17 protein-coding genes and 14 tRNA genes are annotated in these 21543 nt (G+C 31.9%); 11 read left to right on the top strand and 20 right to left on the bottom strand.

Annotated elements, in window-relative coordinates; all coding sequences use genetic code 11:
* Positions 1-65: 65 nt before the first annotated feature.
* The 8 genes from J8L88_RS07395 to J8L88_RS07360 form a co-directional block, all read right to left on the bottom strand.
* A complete protein-coding gene (locus J8L88_RS07395) occupies positions 66-656 on the bottom strand; it encodes a DUF3575 domain-containing protein (protein ID WP_211060388.1) in 591 nt (196 codons plus the stop codon).
* A 457-nt stretch (positions 657-1113) separates the two neighbouring features.
* Positions 1114-2214: a slipin family protein gene (locus J8L88_RS07390; RefSeq protein ID WP_211060387.1), complete on the bottom strand. Its 1101-nt coding sequence runs from the start codon at positions 2212-2214 to the stop codon at positions 1114-1116.
* A 491-nt stretch (positions 2215-2705) separates the two neighbouring features.
* A tRNA-OTHER gene (locus tag J8L88_RS07385) sits at positions 2706-2775 on the bottom strand.
* Positions 2776-2902: 127 nt separating this feature from the next.
* The gene (locus tag J8L88_RS07380) at positions 2903-3229 is read right to left on the bottom strand and encodes a DUF6331 family protein (RefSeq protein WP_027395293.1); all 327 of its coding nucleotides are present in this window, start codon (positions 3227-3229) and stop codon (positions 2903-2905) included.
* Between the two features lie 159 nt (positions 3230-3388).
* Entirely contained in the window at positions 3389-3553 is a 165-nt protein-coding gene (locus J8L88_RS07375) for a hypothetical protein (protein ID WP_155839767.1), read from the bottom strand.
* Positions 3554-3580: 27 nt separating this feature from the next.
* Entirely contained in the window at positions 3581-3901 is a 321-nt protein-coding gene (locus J8L88_RS07370) for a hypothetical protein (protein ID WP_027395294.1), read from the bottom strand.
* A 21-nt stretch (positions 3902-3922) separates the two neighbouring features.
* Positions 3923-3995, bottom strand: a tRNA-Phe gene (locus tag J8L88_RS07365).
* A gap of 3 nt (positions 3996-3998) precedes the next feature.
* A tRNA-His gene (locus J8L88_RS07360) sits at positions 3999-4076 on the bottom strand.
* An 82-nt stretch (positions 4077-4158) separates the two neighbouring features.
* On the opposite strand from J8L88_RS07360, the gene J8L88_RS07355 reads away from it, so the two are divergent.
* Complete coding sequence (locus J8L88_RS07355; RefSeq protein WP_211060386.1) at positions 4159-5016, top strand: bile acid:sodium symporter family protein; 858 nt, start codon at positions 4159-4161, stop codon at positions 5014-5016.
* 40 nt (positions 5017-5056) lie between these two features.
* On the opposite strand, the gene J8L88_RS07350 is transcribed toward J8L88_RS07355, so the two are convergent.
* From J8L88_RS07350 to J8L88_RS07300, 11 genes are all read right to left on the bottom strand, one after another.
* A tRNA-Ile gene (locus J8L88_RS07350) sits at positions 5057-5128 on the bottom strand.
* A gap of 221 nt (positions 5129-5349) precedes the next feature.
* Positions 5350-5422: transfer RNA gene (locus J8L88_RS07345), tRNA-Leu, on the bottom strand.
* A 250-nt stretch (positions 5423-5672) separates the two neighbouring features.
* Positions 5673-5746: transfer RNA gene (locus J8L88_RS07340), tRNA-Pro, on the bottom strand.
* 8 nt (positions 5747-5754) lie between these two features.
* A tRNA-Ser gene (locus tag J8L88_RS07335) sits at positions 5755-5841 on the bottom strand.
* Between the two features lie 73 nt (positions 5842-5914).
* Positions 5915-5987, bottom strand: a tRNA-Asp gene (locus J8L88_RS07330).
* A 47-nt stretch (positions 5988-6034) separates the two neighbouring features.
* Positions 6035-6105 (bottom strand) — tRNA-Trp (locus tag J8L88_RS07325).
* Positions 6106-6122: 17 nt separating this feature from the next.
* Positions 6123-6205: transfer RNA gene (locus J8L88_RS07320), tRNA-Tyr, on the bottom strand.
* Positions 6206-6214: 9 nt separating this feature from the next.
* Positions 6215-6287, bottom strand: a tRNA-Cys gene (locus J8L88_RS07315).
* Between the two features lie 4 nt (positions 6288-6291).
* Positions 6292-6364 (bottom strand) — tRNA-Asn (locus J8L88_RS07310).
* Positions 6365-6371: 7 nt separating this feature from the next.
* Positions 6372-6458: transfer RNA gene (locus J8L88_RS07305), tRNA-Ser, on the bottom strand.
* Between the two features lie 6 nt (positions 6459-6464).
* Positions 6465-6537 (bottom strand) — tRNA-Lys (locus J8L88_RS07300).
* 1459 nt (positions 6538-7996) lie between these two features.
* Here J8L88_RS07300 and J8L88_RS07295 point away from each other — a divergent pair.
* The 10 genes from J8L88_RS07295 to J8L88_RS07250 all read left to right on the top strand — a co-directional run bounded on the left by J8L88_RS07295 (position 7997) and on the right by J8L88_RS07250 (position 20237).
* Positions 7997-8677, top strand: coding sequence for a hypothetical protein (locus J8L88_RS07295; RefSeq protein WP_027395297.1), 681 nt, complete (start codon positions 7997-7999; stop codon positions 8675-8677).
* On the top strand, positions 8678-9691 hold the full coding sequence (locus tag J8L88_RS07290; protein WP_027395298.1) for a hypothetical protein: 1014 nt from the start codon (positions 8678-8680) through the stop codon (positions 9689-9691). It abuts the gene before it with no gap.
* Positions 9692-9713: 22 nt separating this feature from the next.
* Positions 9714-11267 carry a phosphate ABC transporter substrate-binding/OmpA family protein gene (locus J8L88_RS07285; protein WP_027395299.1) on the top strand — a complete coding sequence of 518 codons (1554 nt, stop codon included), beginning with the start codon at positions 9714-9716 and terminating at the stop codon, positions 11265-11267.
* On the top strand, positions 11267-12235 hold the full coding sequence (locus J8L88_RS07280; protein ID WP_108805197.1) for an ABC transporter permease: 969 nt from the start codon (positions 11267-11269) through the stop codon (positions 12233-12235). The genes J8L88_RS07285 and J8L88_RS07280 overlap by 1 nt, the downstream gene beginning before the upstream one ends.
* A gap of 1 nt (position 12236) precedes the next feature.
* On the top strand, positions 12237-13046 hold the full coding sequence (locus J8L88_RS07275; RefSeq protein ID WP_027395301.1) for an ABC transporter ATP-binding protein: 810 nt from the start codon (positions 12237-12239) through the stop codon (positions 13044-13046).
* Positions 13047-13120: 74 nt separating this feature from the next.
* Complete coding sequence (locus J8L88_RS07270) at positions 13121-13651, top strand: hypothetical protein (RefSeq protein ID WP_035086350.1); 531 nt, start codon at positions 13121-13123, stop codon at positions 13649-13651.
* Between the two features lie 21 nt (positions 13652-13672).
* A complete protein-coding gene (locus tag J8L88_RS07265) occupies positions 13673-15577 on the top strand; it encodes an AAA family ATPase (RefSeq protein ID WP_211060385.1) in 1905 nt (634 codons plus the stop codon).
* A 12-nt stretch (positions 15578-15589) separates the two neighbouring features.
* Positions 15590-18307 carry a DEAD/DEAH box helicase gene (locus J8L88_RS07260; protein WP_118387470.1) on the top strand — a complete coding sequence of 906 codons (2718 nt, stop codon included), beginning with the start codon at positions 15590-15592 and terminating at the stop codon, positions 18305-18307.
* Between the two features lie 73 nt (positions 18308-18380).
* A complete protein-coding gene (locus J8L88_RS07255; RefSeq protein WP_147404209.1) occupies positions 18381-19316 on the top strand; it encodes a tetratricopeptide repeat protein in 936 nt (311 codons plus the stop codon).
* Positions 19317-19328: 12 nt separating this feature from the next.
* Positions 19329-20237, top strand: a complete 909-nt coding sequence (locus J8L88_RS07250; protein ID WP_211060384.1) for a 2OG-Fe dioxygenase family protein — start codon at positions 19329-19331, stop codon at positions 20235-20237.
* On the opposite strand, the gene J8L88_RS07245 is transcribed toward J8L88_RS07250, so the two are convergent.
* Positions 20229-21533: a hypothetical protein gene (locus J8L88_RS07245; protein WP_211060383.1), complete on the bottom strand. Its 1305-nt coding sequence runs from the start codon at positions 21531-21533 to the stop codon at positions 20229-20231. The genes J8L88_RS07250 and J8L88_RS07245 overlap by 9 nt on opposite strands.
* Positions 21534-21543 lie beyond the last annotated feature (10 nt).

Genomic DNA, 21543 nt, shown 5'->3' with positions numbered 1-21543 from the left:
TATAAAATTTTAGATCAATTATAAGATTACAATGAATAATATATAAAGTTGTTAATTTAACAATATTACCAAGAATAACCTATAGATATTTCTGGCAAAACATCTATATATGTATTCATTGGTCCTGAAAGTTCCTGCGTATATTGAATGCGATTGGCCGCGCCAATAGTAAATCCAGATTTAAAAACCCATTGATAGCCTCCTTTTATAGAACCTCCAATCATAACCGTGTTATAATCTCTAGGGTTAAATATAGATGCATTATAATCTACTTCCTTATATCCACCAATGATTCCGGCACCAATAAACCAACCTTTTGGAGCATTTTTACGTTTTGAAAAATAATACCTACCTCCAATTTCTAATCCTATCTCGTACGCTGTGATATTACTTTCCGGAACTAGAGTACCATTTGATACAACATCAGTATTTGAAAAATCTCCGTATGCTTGTAACAATAGAGAGAAATTATTTTTTAGGATGTGTTCATATTCAAAATTGATCTCTCCATATAAAGCTGATAGAGGAAGTAAACGGATACTATTTTTATAATTAGCGCTTGCGATTTTATCTTGATTACTCGTAATCGTTTCTTGTGAGTATCCAGTACGTAGTAATGAAACCATAAAGGTTAAGATTAAAACTATTTTTTTCATCAACTTTTTGCTTTATATGTTAAAAATTACAACCCTAAAACAAAAAAGAAAGAGTATACCCTACCTACATTTTAATATATTTTTCAAAACAATAAAATGAAAGAAAAATACTACAAAAAATTGTTTTTTAAATTTATTTAACGTGTTTAAATACATTTTTTTTAGATAAAATACATAAAAAGTTTGGTGAATTGAAAAATAACTGTATCTTTACACCAGAGTTAATGAGTTAGCGTTTTCATTTCCCCCAAGATGAAAACATTTATAAAAAGTGAGTTTTAATTTTAGAATAAGCCCCTAAATTAAGATGATTTGTGTGAAGAAAAAGAGCGTGGAGACGCTCTTTTTTGTTTTCCTTTATTTTTTTACCTGAAAGTTTAAAAATTACTAGTTTAGATTTACCTATTAAAAATAAAAAATACACTGATTATAATAACCAGTGCATTTTTTTTCACACCTACCTATTCACAGAGAATATGTCTTTCAATTGTTTTACCATTCCACCATTACCAGAAACTGTGATCTCACCAATTTTTTCAGCTATTTTCTCTACATATTCCATTTCTTTAAGCTTGTAGAGCATTTCGTTATCTTCCATTAGTTTTACTGTATTCAGTAAACTTCTAGTAGATGCTGTTTCCTCACGTCTAGTAATGATATTAGCCTGAGCTCTCTTTTGTGCTACTAGTACTTGGTTCATGATTTCTTTCATTTCACCAGTTAAGATTATATCCCTAATACCACAATTCAATACTCTTACACCTAGTTTGTTTGTTTGATTTTTGGTAGTTTCCAATATAGCTTCTGCCATACTATCTTTACGTTCCAAAAGTTCATCTAAGGTGTAATTTCCTACGAAAGCTCTAAGAGCTAATTGCATCGCGATGTATAATTGTTTTTCGTATTCTTTATTATCAAGCAATGCTTTTTCAATATCTACAACTTTATATTGTATATAGAAATTGATACGAATAGCAGCTTTATCTTTTGTCAATAATTCTTGACCAGCTATTTCTAACTGTAGCTGACGCAGATCTGCCTTAGCGATCTTGATAGTTGTATCATTTCTCCAGAAACGATATGTGCCACTACCTAAAGTTTTAGCGTATACATCATCTACAATGAGTACAGCTTTTTCATACGCGGCAACTTCAAAAACTCGGATGTATTTATTAAGTGCGTAATTGCTGAATAAAGATTTATCAATTTTCTCGGTAATATAGATTTTACTAAGATCTACTGTTGTAAACTCATATTCGTACAATCCTTTCCAAAGTGTGTATCTACCTGCAGAAAATACACTGTTAAAGTTACCATTCTCATAAACCAATACAATTTGATTATCCTTTACCTCAATTAGGTGTAACATATCTTCCAACACTGTATCTTTTAATAAGAGTTCCAGTGCTATTGGAGCTGCAAAGGGTTTAGATAAATCATACTGAATAACACGCTCATTAAATCTTAACCAATGGATTCCTTGTGTTATAACACGATTGTAATCTCCTTTTCTGAAAACCAAGCCTACTTTGCCAGCATTGATTCTTACTCTTTTCATTTTTTTCATTTTTATGTCTTTTATTTTAAAAAGACAGATTCAACATTAATTGGACGATAATCCCGTAACGGAGGTGTTATCTATTTCCTTTTATACGTATTAAGGATGTTTGTTTTTTTGTTAAAAACGGTGACAGCAAATCATCTTTCCAGATCGGAGAAAATAATATGTGATATTTTCTGCAATTAGTTTTTAGTATCGAGATAGAAGAAGAAGTATTAGAAAAAATACGATTGTTCTAAAATCTGGACTCAAAAAAGTAATTACTTCTTAGTACCAACCTTTTTAATTTCTCAAAGAACCTTTAAGATTGTTCTTATCCCTAGAGTAGCATAAGAACTGATCTACTAGTCAACGTTTTTGTCATTTTTACAGCCTGACAAGCCGTGGATTAGTTTTAGAAGATAACCCGAACTTCTTGAAAACGGATTTTGAGTCCATTTTGGCTACATTAAAAGTGTAGTGCTCTACCTACTGAGCTACAAAGCAAATGGCGCTTTGACGGGAATCGAACCCGCGACAACCAACTAGTCTGTTGTTCTAACCACTGAACTATCTGCCTTAGGCAGAGTGGGAGTCGAACCCACGACCTACAGAGTCGAGACTATTATTTGGTTAATAGTCAAACCTTCAAGGCAAGTTGGATATGAAGTGATCATACAAATCTGCAATACTTCATACAATAGTGCTATACAGAAACACCCAACAAGACTTGCTTGATATTTTTAAAGAGTTCAATAAATTTTTCTTTTGAAGCGCAATGGTTCAAAATTGAACTACTCATAAGCTTTAAGGGATTTGTATTTATAAATAAAATGGTCTCATCTATATTGGATAGGACGTCTTTAGAATTATAAAAAGAAATAGTTTTTTCTATATGTTCTTTTGAAAAATCAAAAGCATCAATTCCACAGCATTCAGCAACACAGTATGTTTCTAAATCTCTCCAAAATTCTTTATTGTTTTCTAAGAATTGATCTATATCAATAACTTTAGATATTTTTTTAGTACTCATAATCATGTTTTTTATCAAAAGCCCTGCTATTTATTTCCCTCACTTAATAGCAGGGCATTACTACAAACCCTAATCTGTTTACCCCTTATAAAAGAGGGTTTGTTTAATTACTCTGCAAATATTTATTATATGAGCGCAATGTATTTGCGTAGTAATTATTTATTTGTAAAAAAATCGATTTTGATCATTTTTACTACTTGGGGTATCTGTATCAGGATACAGCGCTTTGGTCATACTATTGATATACATAGTAGCCCATTTTAAAAGTAAATGTTGTAAGCCATTTGTTCCCTTTCTTTTGATAATCGTTGGTTGTGTTTTCATGATATTAGTTTTTACATCATTTGTTATTTATGGATTGTTTAATTGTTCATATTCGTGATCACGCCTATCTATTTCTCCGAGAGGGCTTCCTTTAAAAATGGAGATGTTCTTAAATCCATTTTCTTTCAGAATTAATGAATCTTCTTTTTTAACAGCTCCTCTTCTAGAATTTCCGTAATCACCAGTAAGCTTTTTAGTAGCAGGGTCTAGATCACCCCAAAGCTTATCTGGTTTGCCATTATCGATTGGTTCTACGAAATAGGTAATACCAGTAATTTTGGATTGAACTATGAACCTTCCTGTGTCTTCAGTTTTACATAAAAACCTTTGTAATAGATTGTTTTTCATAGTTTAAAGTTTAATTGTTAGTGGAACAGATAGGATTTGAACCTATATCTTCGGATCTTCAATCCGACGCATTGACCAACTTTGCTACTATTCCTTTTAGGGTGTACTCCGGGACTTGAACCCTGTTCTTCTCATTCACAGTGAGATGCTTTACCAGATAAGCTAGAGACACCATTTTCTAATTTTAGAGTATTTGATTTTCAGAGTATTGATAAATAATTCTTTATATTAGTCCGTAAGATTAGAAAACAAGTTTTATGGATAATATATCGACCATTGTTTTAGCTGCATCCTTATTTATTATAATGTTAGGTATGGGGTTATCTCTTGTTATAGATGATTTTAAGAGAATACTTATTTATCCTAAAGCAATTTTGGTTGGTTTAGCGAATCAGCTTATAGTCTTACCACTTGTAGGTTTTCTGTTAGCATCTGTGCTATCGCTAAAACCGGAAATAGCTATTGGAATTATGATATTAGCAGCCTGTCCAGGTGGAGCGACTTCTAATTTGATTTCTCATTTAGCTAAAGGAGACATTGCATTATCTGTAACGCTTACAGCATTTAGTAGTTTGATAACGATAATTACGATACCGTTCATAGTTAATTTTTCGTTACTTTACTTTTTATCAGAGGATCAAACTATTCAATTAAATGTAATTGAAACTATTATTCAGATTTTAGTTATAATTATTATACCTGTTGCTATTGGCATGATCATAAGAAAGTATAATGAGTCTTTTGCATTAAAGATGGCTAAACCGGTAAAAATAGCTTCAGCATTGGTACTTGCTTTAGTTATTGTTGGTATTCTTATTAAAGAGAAAGACAATTTCATTTTTTATTTTAAAGAAGCTGGTCTTGTCGCTTTATTATTGAATATTTTGACAATGGTTATTGGTTATTATTCTGCAAAGCTATTTCGTGTTCATCAAAAAGGCGCCATATCTATCGGAATAGAATCTGGTATTCAAAATGGTACTTTGGCGATAACCGTTGCAATTGCTATACTTCATAATACTTCTTTTGCAATTGCTCCAGCCGTATATAGTCTGTTAATGTTTTTTACAGGTGGGATCGCAATATTTTTTGGTATTCGAAATAGTAAAAAATAAAGTACTATATATTGACCTTATTTTTATGAATTGATAGTAACTAAGGCATTGGGAATCGAACCCAAGACTTCCGCGATATAGCCGCGGCACTCTGCCACTGAGTTATACCTTAGTTTGATGACCTGAAAGGATTACTCATTAGGTCAATATTTGATAATTTTGTACTTGTGAATGCTTGGCATTTCGAACCTTTACACCATGAGCCTTTCTTGTACTCCACCTAAGATTCGAACTTAGACTGAACCGGGTTTAAACCTGAGCTTCGCTCGCAATCTTCGATAAAGCGTTGCTTTTTCTCGCCTGTCTCTGCCATTTGGGCTAGCGGAGCATTCGTACAGGAAGAGAGATTCGAACTCTCAAGATCTTGATTCTAAGTCAAGCGCGTATGCCGTTCCGCCATTCCTGCATTAAAATTGTACTCTGTAGGAGAATCGAACTCCTATTTCCTCATAGAAAGTGAGGTGTACTAAACCATTATACGAACAGAGCATTTGTATATCTACTAAGACTTGAACTTAGACTTAGGGATTAGAAATCCCTTGTGCTTCCAATTACACCATAGATATAACTTTAGACCGAGAAACAGAGTTGTCTCTGTTTTCTTAGAGAGTCTAGGCTTGAACTCATTATTGTTAGTTTCAAAATGAGTTAATTTGTCTGAGAAGCAGGATTCGAACCTGCGACCTCTCGCGTCCAAGGCGAGTAAACAAAACCACCGTTATCTTCCCAGATTTATAGCGGAAGAAGTGGGAGTCGAACCCACACGAGTCATTAGCTCCTAACAGTTTTCAAGACTGCGGCCACCACCTATTGGCTTGCTCTTCCGTTTTTTAGCAGTATCGACGGGATTCCCTTCCACCTAGCTCAGGATAAACTTCTCATCCCGAATCCTGCTTTGCAGTACCGACGGGATTCGAACCCGCGACCTTCCGAGAGACAGTCGGGTGCACTAGCCACTGTGCTACGATACTATATTCCTAAATAGATAGGAGTCTTTAATTTTATAATTTGTATTTAGCGCGCTTACTAGGATTTGAACCCAGATTAAAGATTTTGGAGACCTTTGTGCTACCATTACACTAAAAGCGCCTTATTATTATATTTAGTGGAAGTAGTAGGACTCGAACCTACAAGCTCCGAAGAGACCAGATTTACAGTCTGGTGAGCCAACCAATTGCTCAATACTTCCATTTTTTAGAGACAAGAACAGGAATCGAACCTGTAAAAAACGGAGTTGCAGTCCGTAGCCTTAACCATTCAGCCACCTTGTCTTAGCGATACTAGTAGGATTTGAACCCACATCTTAAGAGTTAACAGCTCTTAGCTTTACCAGTTAAGCTATAGTATCAGTATTGCGGAGGACAAAGGAATTGAACCTTCACTGTGATTAGACAGACTTGTTTAGCAGACAAGCGCAACAAACCAATATTTGCCTATTCTCCTTAAAGTTGACACAGAGGGATTTGAACCCACATCACCTCGATTAAAAGTCGAGTGCTTTTCCAATTAAGCTACGTGTCAATTTTGGTTTTCAGTATGTCAATGAACTATGTAAATAAAAAAAGGCGCCTTATTCGGGCGCCTTTATATATCTTGTGGTTGTATGTCGGTTTATAATCGCATACGTTTCCTTTCTATATAATAGACACCATATATATTCCAATCGGAACAATACTCTCCTTGCTTGCTAAAGAGACGGGTAATACTATGTTGTAACTTATTCGGTATCATTTTAATTTATTTGTTTTAGTAACTATGTAATCAATATTGATATTTAGTTGCACTTTGATTACGATGCAAAGATCAAAACTTTTTTTAAATCTCCAAACATTTTTTGAATTTATTTTACTGAAAATCAGTTAGTTATGTTTGTTTTAGGTATAGGAATCCCTGCTCGTTTTTCAACAAGTTTTGGATGTTTTGGCAATCGTCTGTCTCTCTGATGCTTACTTTCCAAATGCTATTCTTTATGTACTAATTAACTTTTAAACATTTTTTGATTTTTTTTAATAAAAAAAGCGTCCAATTTCTTGGACGCTTGTTATTATATATAGGTTTTATCTAAATCACTTTATAATTTAAGGATTAAAACAGCCACATAACGTCCGGTTTCGATTGGATAATTCTACTATCCATCGATAATCACACTGACTAAACAGCGATTTCGGGTTAATATGTGCTCTATTTCTTGTCATTTGTTATGCAAATATTGGATAATCTAGAGGTATTAACCAAATTTCATTTGCGTTTTTTATATTTAATCCTCTAGTTTAGAATGAATTTAAGCGATTTTTCTTTAAAAAGCAAAAAAGTATTATATAAAACTATATTTGTATTTTTATCAATAATGACGGTACAAGACTTTTTAAATTGGTTCAGCAATCACCCTAATTTATTATTAGGTTATTTTGCAATTATTTTAGCGTGCACTTTAATCGGCTTACTTTTTGTAAAGCCGTCGAATTTTAAACCACCTATTAATTATTTCTACGGAATTTTAATTTATGCGGTAACAATACCAGGCTTGTTATCTTTGGTTTTACTTCTTTATAGTTTTTTCTTTCTAAAAATTAATTTATTACAACTTGATTTGGTAACATACTTTGTTCCATTATTATTCATGATTGTAGCCTTAGTTATTATAAATAAAACGATCCCTATGTCTCGAATTCCTGGTTTCGGAAAGTTATCAGGACTATTCATAATTATTATAATAACGTTCATAATAACATATGTCCTACAGAGAATGTTTTTTGGTGTATTCTTCGTAGGAAGGTTTCAATATTTACTGTTGTTTTTCTTGGCTTTATTATTTGGGCTTAAAATAGCTTGGGACCGTATAGTAAAATGATTGAAAAAATAATAATTGTAACATTTTGATGCTAGATGATACCTATATTATAAAGGTATATAAGGAAATACTTATCTTAGGTCCTTCTAAAAACACTTATTTTTTTAAATTTGTTTAAATTCACTAACCATGCTAAAAAATTTAAAGTCCTTATTTATAGTAGATGATTCTGAAGAAGAGAATAAAGAGACTTCTGGATCATCTGAAAAAGCTGATGTAAGTTCGGATAAAAAGCCAGCCGCTTCGACACCACCGCCGCTTCCAAATAATCCAATAAGTTCTTCCTCAGAAGGAGTTTTGGACACTAAAATTGTAGAAAAGTTATTACAAGCTATAGAGAAAAATAATCTAGATGGTTTTGATTATTTAGAATATAAAAAATCTTTAAAAGCGTTGGAGAAAATGCCAATGGATGAAGCGACGAAATATCGTTCTGCATTTGCCACAGCATCAACAATGGGAGTTACCTTAGATAAGCTTTTACAAACTACTAATTTTTATATAGGAGTTTTAGATAAAGAAAATGAGCAGTTTATAGGCGCTTTTAAAAATCAATTTGACAGCAAGGTATCAGGTAGAGAAAGAGAGATTGCTCAGTTTGAATCAATAATAAAAGAAAAATCAGAGCAAATTAAAAAGCTAACAGAAGAAATTGCGAAACACCAAAAACAGATCGGTGATTTAAAAGCTAAAGTAGAAGAGAGTAATAGTAAGATTAATAAAACACAAAATGATTTTAAAGTGTCGTATAGTCATCTAAAAGCTCAGTTCGAAGAAGATATTGTTAAAATGCAGAAATACTTAAAATAAATGGACAACAACTCATTGAAACCAAAAACATTTTGGAAAAGACCCGAAGGTAAAACCGGGATGTTATTTATGGGACTTTTAGGAGCTGGTGGATTATACGGATTGTATAAAGTACTTCCCTTTCTAATTAATATTGTAGAAAATACATTATACCTAGGAGTTTTATTAGCTGTATTAGGGGCATTAATATATATTGTATTAGATCCTAAGATGAGAAACCTTATTTTCTATATGTATAAATCTTTTATGCGTTGGTTAACAGGTCTTTTTATACAGATTGATCCGATAGGGATTCTTAAAAGTTATATTGATGATCTTCATAGTAACTTAAAGAAGATGAATAAGCAAATTGCTGTTTTAAAAGGACAGATGAAACGTTTGCAAACTATTATATATGATAATAAGAAGAATATCAATAACAATCTAAAGCTAGCAAGTGCAGCAAAAGAAAGAGATAAGAAAGGGATTATGATTCTTAAATCTAGAAAAGCTGGTAGATTAAAAGAATCTAATATGAAATTAGATGAACTTTATAAGAAGATGGAAATCTTATATAGAGTTTTAGTTAAGATGTACGAGAATTCAGAGATATTATTGGAAGATATAGAGGATCAAGTGATGGTTAAGGAGCAAGAAAGAAAAGCAGTAAGAGCTGGACATTCTGCAATGAAATCTGCAATGAACATTATTGCAGGAAATAATGACAAGAAGGAAATGTTTGATCGCGCATTAGAAGCAATAGCTGATGATGTAAGTATGAAGATAGGAGAGATGGAGCGTTTTATGGAAATGTCTAATAACTTCATGGATTCTATTGATTTACAGAATGGAATATTCGAAGAAGAAGGTTTAGAATTACTTGAGAAATGGGAGAATGAAGGAGTTTCTCTTATTCTTGGAAATCAAAAAGACCTGTTAGTGCATGATCAACATAGTGTAGATCTGGATGCACCTATAGTTAAAACTAAAACCCAAAATAATCAATACTCAGACTTATTTAATTTTGAGGATTAAAAAATAACACTAATCAAAAATCATGGCAAAAGGAAGATTAACACCGTTTTCAAAAATTTTAATTGTAGTGCTCATTATTGGAGGACTATATTTTTTACTAAATAAATTTGTAAGAAATAACCCAGAGGCTAAAGAAAAAATAGAAGAACTAACTTCTTCTTCTGATAAAGGAGAAACAAAAGAAGGATATAAAGATGTTATTAATGTAGGGGTAGTAACTTGGGGAGGATATGCTGGAGGACAGTATTTCAACGAAGGATTTAAAGCCAATACAGCATCGAGATTCTATAAAGATTATGGATTTAAGGTAAACTTCGAAGTTATTGATGACTTTGATGCTTCTAGAGATGCATTTAAAAATGGTTCTATAGATCTAATGTGGGCAACAATTGATGCGTTCCCGACAGAAGTAGAAGGGTTATCGCAATACCAACCACAAGTTGTGTTCCAGGCAGATTGGAGTCGTGGAGGAGATGCTATTGTAGCAGCAAGAGGAATTAATAAGGTCAGTGATCTTAGAGGTAAGAAAATAGCCGTAGCGCCAATGACACCATCACATTCTTTTTTAATTTGGTTATTGGAAGCTAGTGATATGACGACCAAAGATGTTCAGTTGGTAGAAGTACCAAGTGCAATTGATGCTGCTGATTCTTTTAAAAGTAATACTGTTGATGCCGCTGTTGTTTGGAGTCCGGATGATGCGGATTGTGTAGCAAAAGTAGCAGGTTCTAAAGTATTAGAAAGCACTAAGAATGCAACACATATTATTGCTGATGTATTTGTTTCTAAAAAAGAATTTATAGAAACACATAAAGAGCAATTACAAGATTTATATGAAGGTTGGATGATTGGAGCTTCAGAATTAAATAATTCTGATAGCAATAAGAGAAAAGCGGCGAAGATACTTGCAGAAGGATTGTCGCAGCCAGAAGATTTCTGTTATGACGCTATAAATAATGTACGATTAGCTACTCATGGAGATAACAAAGATTTCTTTGGGTTGAATTCAAATTATACAGGTGTTACAGGAGAGGATTTGTATAATAAAATGAAAGTGAAATATAATAATCTTGGATATAGTACTGCTGGTGCAAAAAGTTGGAGATTACTTTCTACTAAGGATTTAGTAAATAAAACATCGCTATCTGGTGCTTCTCATAATGCCGAACAACAAAAGCAGTTTACTGCAGTTGATAAAACATTGGAGAAAAAAGAATCGCTTTCGTCAAAAAAAGTAAGTATTAGTTTTAGAACTGGAGAGTTTCAATTAGATGAAAATTCTAAACAATTAATAGATCTTCAGTTTACGCCAATCGCAAAAGCATTTGCGAACGCACGTATTAGAATTGAAGGAAATACTGATAATGTTGGATCTAGAGGTCCTAATGTTGCACTATCTAAGAAAAGAGCGCAATCAGTTGCAGATTATTTGATCCAGCAACACAGCATGCCAACGAACAGATTTATTATTTTAGGAAATGGTCCAGATAAACCAGTTCCTGGATGCGAAAGAAATCAAAATGCAGATTGTAAGTCTAAGAACAGAAGAACAGATTTTGAACTGGTTGTAGACTAATGGTAGGGATCAAAAAACTGTTTGAACTTAGAGGAAATTTAGAATCAAAGGATAAAGCCATTCTTACTGTGATTGGTGCTTTGATTCTAATTGGATTATGGTTTTTATTGGCCGAAGTTTTATCTACCTCAGTAATTACACAAGATGAGTCTATAGACATTTCTAAGATCGCTCAAAGCGAAAGAAAATACTACGAAAACGATTCACTGTTAGTTGCTAGTTATGATGCTCTAGAGCAAATGAGTCTTGAAGAGTTAACAACATTTGGATTAAAGAAAAACAAGGTATATCCTTTACTACCATCACCAATTAAAGTGATTAAAGCTTTTCCTGATCTAAATAAAAACGATGATGTAATCGGAAATACTTTTTATTCTATTAAATTAAATTTTTTAGGATATCTGGTAGCAATCCTTGTATCTATACCTATTGGTTTTTTATTAGGTTTGATTCCGTTATTTCGAGGGTTATTTAGTCAAATTATAAACTCTTATCGTTTTATTCCGTTGACTGCGGTGACAGGGATTTTTATTATGTGGCTGGGATTAGGAAGCGATATGAAAGTATCTTTTCTAGCATTCGGTATTATAGTATATCTGATACCTGTCGTCATCCAGCGGATTGATGAAGTCCAGAATGTATATCTTAATACTGTTTTTACATTGGGAGCAACATCTTGGCAAACGATCAGAACAGTATATATTCCATATGTATTCTCTAAGATTATTGATGATATTAGAGTGTTAACAGCTATCTCTTGGACATATATCACTATTGTAGAGATGTTGAATAAAGGAGGAGGAATAGGAGAATTAATTTGGACTGCGAAACGACAAAGTAGAATAGATAAAGCTTTTGCTATACTAATTATCATAGTGGTTATAGGGATATTACAAGATCGATTGTTTGTAATGATCGATAGAATATTATTTCCATATAAACACATAAATAAAGGAAACAAACATTAATATGGCATTACAGTTTACAGATACTCCTCAGGCTCCTAATGTTATAGAACTTAGAGGGATTTCTCAATCATACGATGGAGGAAAAACTAAAATTATAGAAAACTTAGATTTATTAGTAGAGGACAAACCAATGCAAGGGCAGTTTTCTGTCATTTTAGGAATGTCCGGATGTGGTAAGTCAACTTTACTGAGATATATTGCGGGATTGCAAGAGCCAACTGCAGGAACGGTGTTAGTCAAAGGAAAACCAGTAAGTAAAGAAAATAGGGTAAGCATGGTGTTTCAGCAATATTCATCCTTGCCTTGGATGACTGTGTTGGATAATGTTGGTTTGGGATTACGTTTTAAAGGTGTTTCTAAGAAGGAACGTGATGAAAAAGCGATGGAAATGATCCAGCTGGTTGGATTGGATGGGCACCAAAAGAAGTATGCACAATATCCTACATTATCTGGGGGACAATTACAGCGTGTAGCCATAGCTCGTAGTTTGATGTCTAATCCAGAAATTTTATTGATGGATGAGCCTTTTGGAGCACTTGATATTAAGACACGTTTACAAATGCAAGATTTACTAATCGGTATTTGGGAAAAGTTTAGCCCTACAATTTTATTTGTTACTCACGATATACAAGAAGCTGTATACTTAGCAGATGATATTTATATAATGAAACATGCGCCGTCTCATTTTGTTAAGCATATAGATGTTGATTTACCGTTTAATAGAAATAGAGAAACGAAGCGATTAGCTCATTTTGACGAATTGGTGCATCAAGTAGAAGATGCAATGATGCAGATTGATGCAGGGAGTTAATTCTTAATTTTAGTATTGCTTTATAGTTTTTAGTGATCTATAAATTATATTATAAAAACGAAAAAAAGGAAGAAATGAGAAATATAATCAGTATTGTGCTAATTCTAGTATCATTTACAATTTTTGGAGTTCGAATCGCTAAAAAGATACAGTTTAAACAGAATGTTTCTGGATATTTAAAGAGAGCAGCAGATGCAAATACTATTGAACTTGCTCATGAAGAACTGACCAAAGTTATTGATTATTTAGAAGCTAATAATATCACTAGTGGATATACTTCTATGATATGGGAAACTCCTGATGAAGATATTAGTTTTTGGTATAGAAATTTAAAAGCCAGTCAAGCTGAACTTCAAAATTTAAAATCTAATAGTGCTTTAGAACGGACTAATGTATTGATAAAACTACGAGAAACATTGGTAGATACTGGTAAAAGTACTAAAGTTACCGTGCCGAGAGGTTTAGCGGTTTATCCTAATAATGGATTGTGGGGGATTTTAATTTTAATAGCATTATTGTCCTTGTTTTTTAGTTTTATATTATTTGCAATAGAATCCGAGAAAAAATCTAAAAAGAAGAAAGAACAACAATTATCATCATCCTAAATTAAATAGTGTAGGAGTATTATGACCAATAGAAAATACCATAAAACCACAGATCATTTTTTTTCAAAATTAACTCAGGAACATAAAGCTTCTTTTTTTAAAGGAAAATCGGTTAATCCGTTAAAGATATTATCTATTTCTTCTGCATTTCCAACGCTAAGAATAAAGGATGAAGATCTGTTAGTGTTATATTCTTTAAAAGATTCAATTGACGAATTAGATTTTATTATTACTACACAACATATCCATCTTGCGGATAACAAGATTCCATTAGTTAAGGATGTGTTTCTAGATGTCAAGTTTAGTGCTTTTCCTAAGGAGCAGATTACGTTACTTAATAATTTGGTAGATGATTTGTTATTAACTAAGAAAGATGAGAAAAAAAATCTTTCTGATTTTACCAATAAGTTTAAAGATTTCGTAAACCAAAAAGAAGATACAACTCAAGATTTTGATATCGATTATGAGTTTCTACAAATTCTAAAAAACGAAGGAGAGAAGATTCAGAATTTGGCAGAAGACTTAAATAATAACAAGCGTTTTTCTAATACGATTAATGCTATCGTTCATAAAACAGATGATGCTATTGAGTTTAAGGCGGAACATGTAATTCTTCAGGACATCATTAGGGTATTCAATATGATATATCCGCTAAGTGATAAAAAAAATACGGTTGCAGATGCTAAGGTGAAATTTTTATTAGCATTTATGTTCGAGAAGCTTCAGGGAAATGATATTATAGCTTCTTTGTCTATAGAACGGATTAACAAATTTGTTCAATCAGAAAAGTTTGATGAAAACATAGAAGTAATTAAAACAGCTAGTCTTTTTGATTTAGGTAATGAATATAAGAATGAATTTTTATTACCATCACTTTTAAAACGATTAGATAGCCAGCATTTTGCTAATTCAGCATCATTTTTATATAGAATAGCTTCTTTGATAACTAAAGCGGATGGGACAATCTCTGAGGAAGAGACAACCTTACTGAAGAAGATCAATAGTAAATTACAACATCCTAAAGAAAAATTAGAAGGAGTAAAGCAAACAGAGATCGATGAAAATGAAACGTTAGATGATGTAATGGATGAATTGAATGAGTTAATTGGTCTAGACAATATCAAAACTTCTGTAAAAGAATTATCTAACTTTTTAAAGGTACAAAAGCTACGAGAAGAAAAGGGTCTTAAGAATGTAAATAACTCATTACATTCGGTTTTTATGGGACCTCCGGGAACTGGTAAAACAACAGTAGCACGTTTGGTGTCTAAAATATATAAACATTTAGGATATTTAGAAAAAGGACATCTTGTAGAAACAGATAGAACAGGAATGGTAGCTGGGTATGTAGGTCAAACTGCATTAAAGGTAGAAGAGGTAGTAAAGACTTCGCTAGATGGAGTGTTGTTTATTGATGAAGCATATTCTCTGGCAAAGGATAATAAAAAGGATTTTGGTAATGAAGCTGTAGAGGTATTGCTAAAAAAGATGGAAGATCATCGAGATCAATTGGTTGTTATTGCTGCGGGATATCCAGATGAGATGGAAGAATTTATAGAGTCGAACCCTGGATTACAATCACGATTTAATAGATACTTTACATTTGATCATTATAAGCCAAAAGAACTCATAGGTATTTTTGAATTGTTTTGTGGCAAGAATGATTTTGTATTGGCAGATGAAGCAAAGGAAAAATTAGAGTTTATTTTTGATAAACTATACGAAAAAAGACATAAAAGTTTTGGTAATGCTAGAGTTGCTAGAAATTTGTTTGAAAAGATTATAGAATACCAAGCGAATCGTATTGTATCAATAACTCCACTTACCGAAGAATTATTAAAGACAATCATAGAGGATGATATTCCACCGATTAATCAAACCGTAGATGATTATTTAAGATTTCAGAAGGACGAAGAAGAAGCTTAATTTTAGTAGGATATGCATATAGAAAAAGTACTATCATACTATCAGGATTGTTATAAGCAAGAATTTAGAGATAATGATATATTAAATTTTTTAGGAACAAAAGTTCACAAGCGATTCTTTCTAAGTAGTATTGATCAGTTATATCGTGAAGATGATTCCGTCTTTATGAAAACAGATTTTGGAGAAGAGTTGTATAAGTATCTCGAGATCCATAGAAAAGAAAAGACATTTGTTGCCTGTAGTTTTTTTATTACCGGAAAGCTAACTTTTTTAGGTAAAAAGAGAACAATATGTGCTCCCTTAATTATTACTCCTGCGTCATTAGAAATTAATAATGAAGCATTATATCATATCAATTATAATTTTGAAGAAAATAGAGCTAATGATGCTTTGCTAAATTTATTAAAATCTAATTTTAATCTTGATGATTCGTTTGTCTTGGAGATGAAATCATTGATTAATGATCAGGATCCGGAAAAACAGGATATTCGCAAAGTTGCCAGAAAGCTAGGAGAGCATATAAAAATTGATACAATTGCCCTAGAAGATTTGCCTGAGCTTGTTTCGGGAGAGAAATTAAGAAGTCATTTAAAATCACCTTCATTAAAGTTACTTCCCGCAATTGCTTTGGGTATTGTCGAGAAATCAAAATCCAGCAGAGATGTTTTACATGAAATCGATGAGATAAAGGAAAGACATTTATTTAATGATACACTTAGAAGTTTCTTTTCCAGAAGAAAAGTAGAAGTTGATAAAGAAACCAATTCGAAAGAAGCTGTATATGTACCTTCTAATCTTAGTGAGTCACAATTAGATATTATTCAGGCCGTAAAATCAAATGATGTTACTGTAGTAATTGGTCCTCCAGGAACTGGTAAATCGTACACCATTGCTTCATTAGCTCTAGATCAAGTATATCATAATAAAAGTGTATTGATCTGTTCTAAATCCGATCAAGCAATAGATGTACTCCAAGATAAAATAATACAAGATTTAGGAGTAAAAGGTCTTTCTATTAGAGCAGGTTCTGGTAGAAGTCACCGTGCTACCTTAAGAAAGAAAATAGAATCAATTACTAGGTTTAGAAAATCTGGAGGAGATTTTTTTATTCCTAAAAAGCAAGCTGAAATTGATTATGCTAAAAATAAAATAAAGGAGATAAGCGAAGAAATACAAGAAAGAGAGGGTAGAGAAATTAAAAATGCTGAGCTGTTTTTGGATCACAAGCCTTCTTTTTTTAAAAGATTGAAGCGAAAATATGTTTCTAAAAAAGTATTAGAAGAATATCCTTTTTGGCAGCTAATAGAATTGTTGGATCATTATATTCACCAGAGAAATAAGCTGATTAAAGAAATCATTTCTTTAAAATACCAGGATAAGATTTCTAATTTATTACAAAAAGATCGAACTTTTTCTCAACTATTGAAGCTTGTAAAAACTAAGGATATTGTAGAAAGAGATCGCTTATTTCAGGATATTAATTTTATATCAGTATTACAATGCTTACCTATTTGGATTACAAAGTCAACAGATGTTAGTGATGTGTTTCCTTTAGAAAATGATATTTTTGATGTAGCCATTATAGATGAAGCTTCTCAATGTGATATTACGACAATGATTCCTGTATTGGCCAGAGCTAAAAAAGTGGTAGTCGTTGGTGATCCAAAACAACTAAGACATGTTTCTTTTTTATCTAGACAGGTAATGGAAAATACTGCCAATAATTACGGTCTAATAAAGGGAGAGGATGTAATGAATTACAGGGAAACGAGTTTCTTAGATTATGCCATGGAACGACTTCCTTCTAACAATAATATTCATTTTCTTGATGAGCATTATCGAAGTGTTCCTAGTATTATACGTTATAGTAATCAGAAGTTCTATTTTGATAAACTAAAGGTAATGTCGGACTTACAAATACATCATAAATCTTCTGCCGTACATTGGGTGTTTTGTGAAGGAGAAAAACTAAAGGATGGTACTAACCTTAAAGAAGCAGAAAAGATATTAGAAGATGTACAAGAAGTAATTGATAATGAAATTAATGTTGCTGCAGGTGTAGCAACGACAATAGGTATTCTTTCTCCTTTTAGAGATCAGGTAAACCACTTAAAGGATAAGATAGAAGAATATGATCTTGCTGCAATAAAAAAGCATAAAATTGCTGTAGGAACTCCTTTCGAGTTTCAAGGAGAGGAACGGGATCAGATGTATATTACATTTACTATTGATAACAATATTAGTAGTTCAGTTTTTCAATATTTGGATAGGGAAGATGTATTTAATGTAAGTATAACTCGTGCTAAACAAAAACAGTTTTTGTATTATTCTTTTGATGCTAAGAATTTTAAGAATAAACATTTACTCATTGATTATTTATCAGAAACGAGAATACATCACCAGCATAATAAGACAGAAGAATATATTGATAATTTTGCCACAGAAGTGCACGAAGAATTAATTCAATTAGGGATTGATGAACAAGATATTATGGTAAATTATTCATTGGCAGGATATATAATGGATATTTTAGTAACTTTTAATCAAAAAACCATCTGTATTGATTTAGTTGGATATCCTGGTACATTGGAAAAAACATTTTCTATAGAACAGTATAAAACACTATTTAGGACGAAAATTCCAATTATTACAATACCTTATGCGTATTGGTTGCATAATAAAAACGAATGTCTTAATCATATTGCAAAGAAAGTTAGGATTAAAAAATGATCATAAAAAGGTATTTATTTAATTTCGAAAAGCCGGAAGAATTTAAGAGTATTTAAGATTGAAAAATTAAAAAGTGAAGATAATTAAATCATTATTTATCGGTGTCTTAATGATATTTATTACTACTGGATGCAATATAACTTCATTTAAAAAAGTAAATAAAATGACTTATTTTGAAAAGGCTCAAGTAATTAAGCAAAAGATTGAAAGAGGTGATTTGTTAATTGGATTGCTGCAGACTGAAGATATAGATTTAATGCTGAACTTATATGCTAAATCTGGAGAGTCAGGAAACCCAGCAGGATGGTATGAACTAGGAATGAGTTATTATTTAGGAGTAGGTGTAGAACAAAATGCTAAAAAAGCTTTATCTTATTTTAGATTGGCGGGAGAATCAGGATATGGGATTGATGCTTGGATTAAATATTTGAGAGTCGCATATTTTGCTAATGTTGAATCAATTCCTGCTGAAAAAATCATAAATCTGGTTGAGAAATTAAAGGAAGAAGATCCTAGTGGAGAAGTATATTTGTTAAAAGGATATATGTTGTATAGAGGATATGCATATACAGAAAATTTAAAATCTTCTTTAAATGCCCATTATGAATCTGCTAAAAAAGGTAATGCAAATGCTATGTTCGAGTTATGTGTTTATTTTGCTCAGGGAATCGGAGTAAAAGAAGATATAAAAAAATCGTTAGATTGGTGTGTCAAGGCTGCAGAAAAGGAAAATATAAGAGCAATTTATAACCTAGCCACCTATTATGCGGCGGGATATGAACATATTTCAAAGAATACAGATAAAGCAATTGAATATTACACGAAAGCAGCAAATCTGGGACATGGTAAAGCAGCAGCACAATTATCAGCAATGTACACTATTGGTGATGAAGTAGATAAAAATGAAGAATTGGCTAAGAAGTTTTATGAATTAGCTTTTGAACTTGATTTTCAGGTAGACATTTTTTTCGAAGATTTAGGTTTGGATGAAATAAAAATCGAAGATTAAGCAAAGAACGAAATGATCACAGAAAAAAACATATCTAAATCTTTAGGACGATCTATTAAATCACCTATTCGAGTTGGCAGTGTTGCTGATTTAAGAATAGATGTAAGTTCTTTTTTGCATTTTTTCAGACCATTTTTTTCTCAATTACAAGATGATGTATATTTGGTAAGAGGTAAACAAATTGCATTTTTAAAAACTACTTTTTCTTCAGATTCCGAAGCCATAGAAAAACTTCATAAACCTTACTTTGAAGGTACAAAGTCAATAGATGTTTTAGCATATTGGATACAGCAACTCGACGAGGATCAAAAACAAGAATTCGATCGGTTATCTACTATCACAAGACAGCGTAATATAGCTACTTTTTTAATTGAAATTTGGGATGATCAGTATTTTGTAGAAAGAATAGTGGAACAAGGTTTTGAACAAGATGTTGATGATTTTAGAGTATGGAAACGTGTTTTTAAACAGGCGGATAGGGATACGGTAGAAAACAAATTCTTTTTTGAATTACTAAAAAAAATGGCAGGTTTGGTGAAAAGGATACATCCAGAAACTAGGAAGATCCAAATTACCAGTCACTTTATGCGAACGATTTCTGAGGAAAAAATAAAAGGGGAAAACTCCCCGGAAGGTGTGCACGAGGATGGCGCGCAATATATCATGTCTGCTTTAGTAGTTAATAGACAAAATATAGTAGGAGCTGAGAGTCAGATTTATGAAAAAACAACTACAAAAGACAATGAGCTTATTTATAATAAGGTATTAGAACCTGGAGAATTTATTTTTCAAGCTGATACAGGTGAGGAGTTTACTTTTGGAAACGACCTCTGGCATTATGTAACGCCAATTGAACCAGAAGATATTTCAAAACCTGGCATACGCGATATCATTGGATTTGATATGGATATTTTAGAGTAACGATTCTCCAGTTGTCTCTTCTAGTATTTTTGATTCTTTTTCTATTTGTTTTTTGATAAGTTTAAAACTAGTCTTTTGATATAATTTACGTAATTCATTTTTTCCTTCTACATCGAATTTATTGGCAAGTGTCTGAATACATATAATACCTAATGATCGAGATGTAGTACCATAATTAGTGCCTAATGTTACGCCAAAACAGCGTTCTAAAATGGTTGTAATAAATTTGACACATTTTTGGTGTTTTCTAATACCAGCAAGAGATACTAAACCCTTTATTATGTCAATATTCTCTATATACACTTGTTCATAAGTGCCATATATATCATCCTTAGAATTGTAGACTTTATTTCTTAATGTAACGCTTCTTAGTTTTAGATAAGAAGATTTACGAATGATATTATATAGAAAAACATCAAATTTATTTTCGTCTGTATTATCAATACATGTATTGATTTGTTGTAGTGTATTTTGGTCGATTGTATCGCAAAGAATTTTTAGAATTTTAGAAAAATTATGTTGATATTTTTCATTCATGCCAGAAAGTAGTTTGTTTACATGTGTTCCGAATGAATCTGGTAATAATTGAAAAACATATGCCGAAGGAACTAAGCTTATTTTACTATTTTCTAGAATTATCCTATGAATAGTACTTTTAGCTTCCATATACTCTTTGATAGGTAAGTATTGTATGGATTTAGAACGTAAAAAAGAATGTAAGCAAGTATTAAGTTCTGGACTTATTTTATGATCTGAAGAATATTTTTGTAGTTGGCGTAATAAAGGACGTAACGGATAATAGTAGGGATAAGTATTTTTCCATAGTTGAAAGAAATGCGTAAAATCTGTATTGTTCAATCTCATTTTGGAATTAAGAACAAGTTGACCAAGAGCGCGTTTAAAATTTTCGGGAATCTCTGATTTAGTTTCTATAAATCTTATGCGTTTTGATCGATCTTTTTGGGATATCTCTGGTGTGATAAAATAGAAAAACTGCTTTTTAATTTCTGGGTGTGACGTGATTAATTTTTTATAATGTTCTAATGAATTAAAACCTATTTTATAAAGATCATTATCCTCATAATTAGAGGTCATTTTAGCTTCTTCATAGATGTCAAACAATAATTCTTCAATTTGAGATATATCTGTGTTAATACTATCCAAATCTATAATTTCTACAATTCTTTTTTCGTCAGTTAGTGTGTCAGAGTTAATGTGTACTAGTTCTTCTTCTGTTATTTTTAAAGATTTTTTTAATCCAAAGAATGATAGTATTTTCTTGATTTTATTAGACATTAGTTGTAGC

Origin of the sequence: Aquimarina sp. MMG015 (assembly GCF_018100855.1) — a bacterium.
Classification (GTDB): domain Bacteria; phylum Bacteroidota; class Bacteroidia; order Flavobacteriales; family Flavobacteriaceae; genus Aquimarina; species Aquimarina latercula.
Note: the sequence above shows the minus strand (reverse complement) of the source record. Positions and strands in the feature narration are given on the sequence as shown.

Excerpts from the sequence above, each read along its gene's own strand:
- J8L88_RS07395 (WP_211060388.1), bottom strand. The coding sequence starts at position 656 with ATGAAAAAAATAGTTTTAATCTTAACCTTTATGGTTTCATTACTACGT.
- J8L88_RS07390 (WP_211060387.1), bottom strand. The coding sequence starts at position 2,214 with ATGAAAAGAGTAAGAATCAATGCTGGCAAAGTAGGCTTGGTTTTCAGA.
- J8L88_RS07380 (WP_027395293.1), bottom strand. The coding sequence starts at position 3,229 with ATGAGTACTAAAAAAATATCTAAAGTTATTGATATAGATCAATTCTTA.
- J8L88_RS07375 (WP_155839767.1), bottom strand. The coding sequence starts at position 3,553 with ATGAAAACACAACCAACGATTATCAAAAGAAAGGGAACAAATGGCTTA.
- J8L88_RS07370 (WP_027395294.1), bottom strand. The coding sequence starts at position 3,901 with ATGAAAAACAATCTATTACAAAGGTTTTTATGTAAAACTGAAGACACA.
- J8L88_RS07355 (WP_211060386.1), top strand. The coding sequence starts at position 4,159 with ATGGATAATATATCGACCATTGTTTTAGCTGCATCCTTATTTATTATA.
- J8L88_RS07295 (WP_027395297.1), top strand. The coding sequence starts at position 7,997 with ATGCTAAAAAATTTAAAGTCCTTATTTATAGTAGATGATTCTGAAGAA.
- J8L88_RS07290 (WP_027395298.1), top strand. The coding sequence starts at position 8,678 with ATGGACAACAACTCATTGAAACCAAAAACATTTTGGAAAAGACCCGAA.
- J8L88_RS07285 (WP_027395299.1), top strand. The coding sequence starts at position 9,714 with ATGGCAAAAGGAAGATTAACACCGTTTTCAAAAATTTTAATTGTAGTG.
- J8L88_RS07280 (WP_108805197.1), top strand. The coding sequence starts at position 11,267 with ATGGTAGGGATCAAAAAACTGTTTGAACTTAGAGGAAATTTAGAATCA.
- J8L88_RS07275 (WP_027395301.1), top strand. The coding sequence starts at position 12,237 with ATGGCATTACAGTTTACAGATACTCCTCAGGCTCCTAATGTTATAGAA.
- J8L88_RS07270 (WP_035086350.1), top strand. The coding sequence starts at position 13,121 with ATGAGAAATATAATCAGTATTGTGCTAATTCTAGTATCATTTACAATT.
- J8L88_RS07265 (WP_211060385.1), top strand. The coding sequence starts at position 13,673 with ATGACCAATAGAAAATACCATAAAACCACAGATCATTTTTTTTCAAAA.
- J8L88_RS07260 (WP_118387470.1), top strand. The coding sequence starts at position 15,590 with ATGCATATAGAAAAAGTACTATCATACTATCAGGATTGTTATAAGCAA.
- J8L88_RS07250 (WP_211060384.1), top strand. The coding sequence starts at position 19,329 with ATGATCACAGAAAAAAACATATCTAAATCTTTAGGACGATCTATTAAA.
- J8L88_RS07245 (WP_211060383.1), bottom strand. The coding sequence starts at position 21,533 with ATGTCTAATAAAATCAAGAAAATACTATCATTCTTTGGATTAAAAAAA.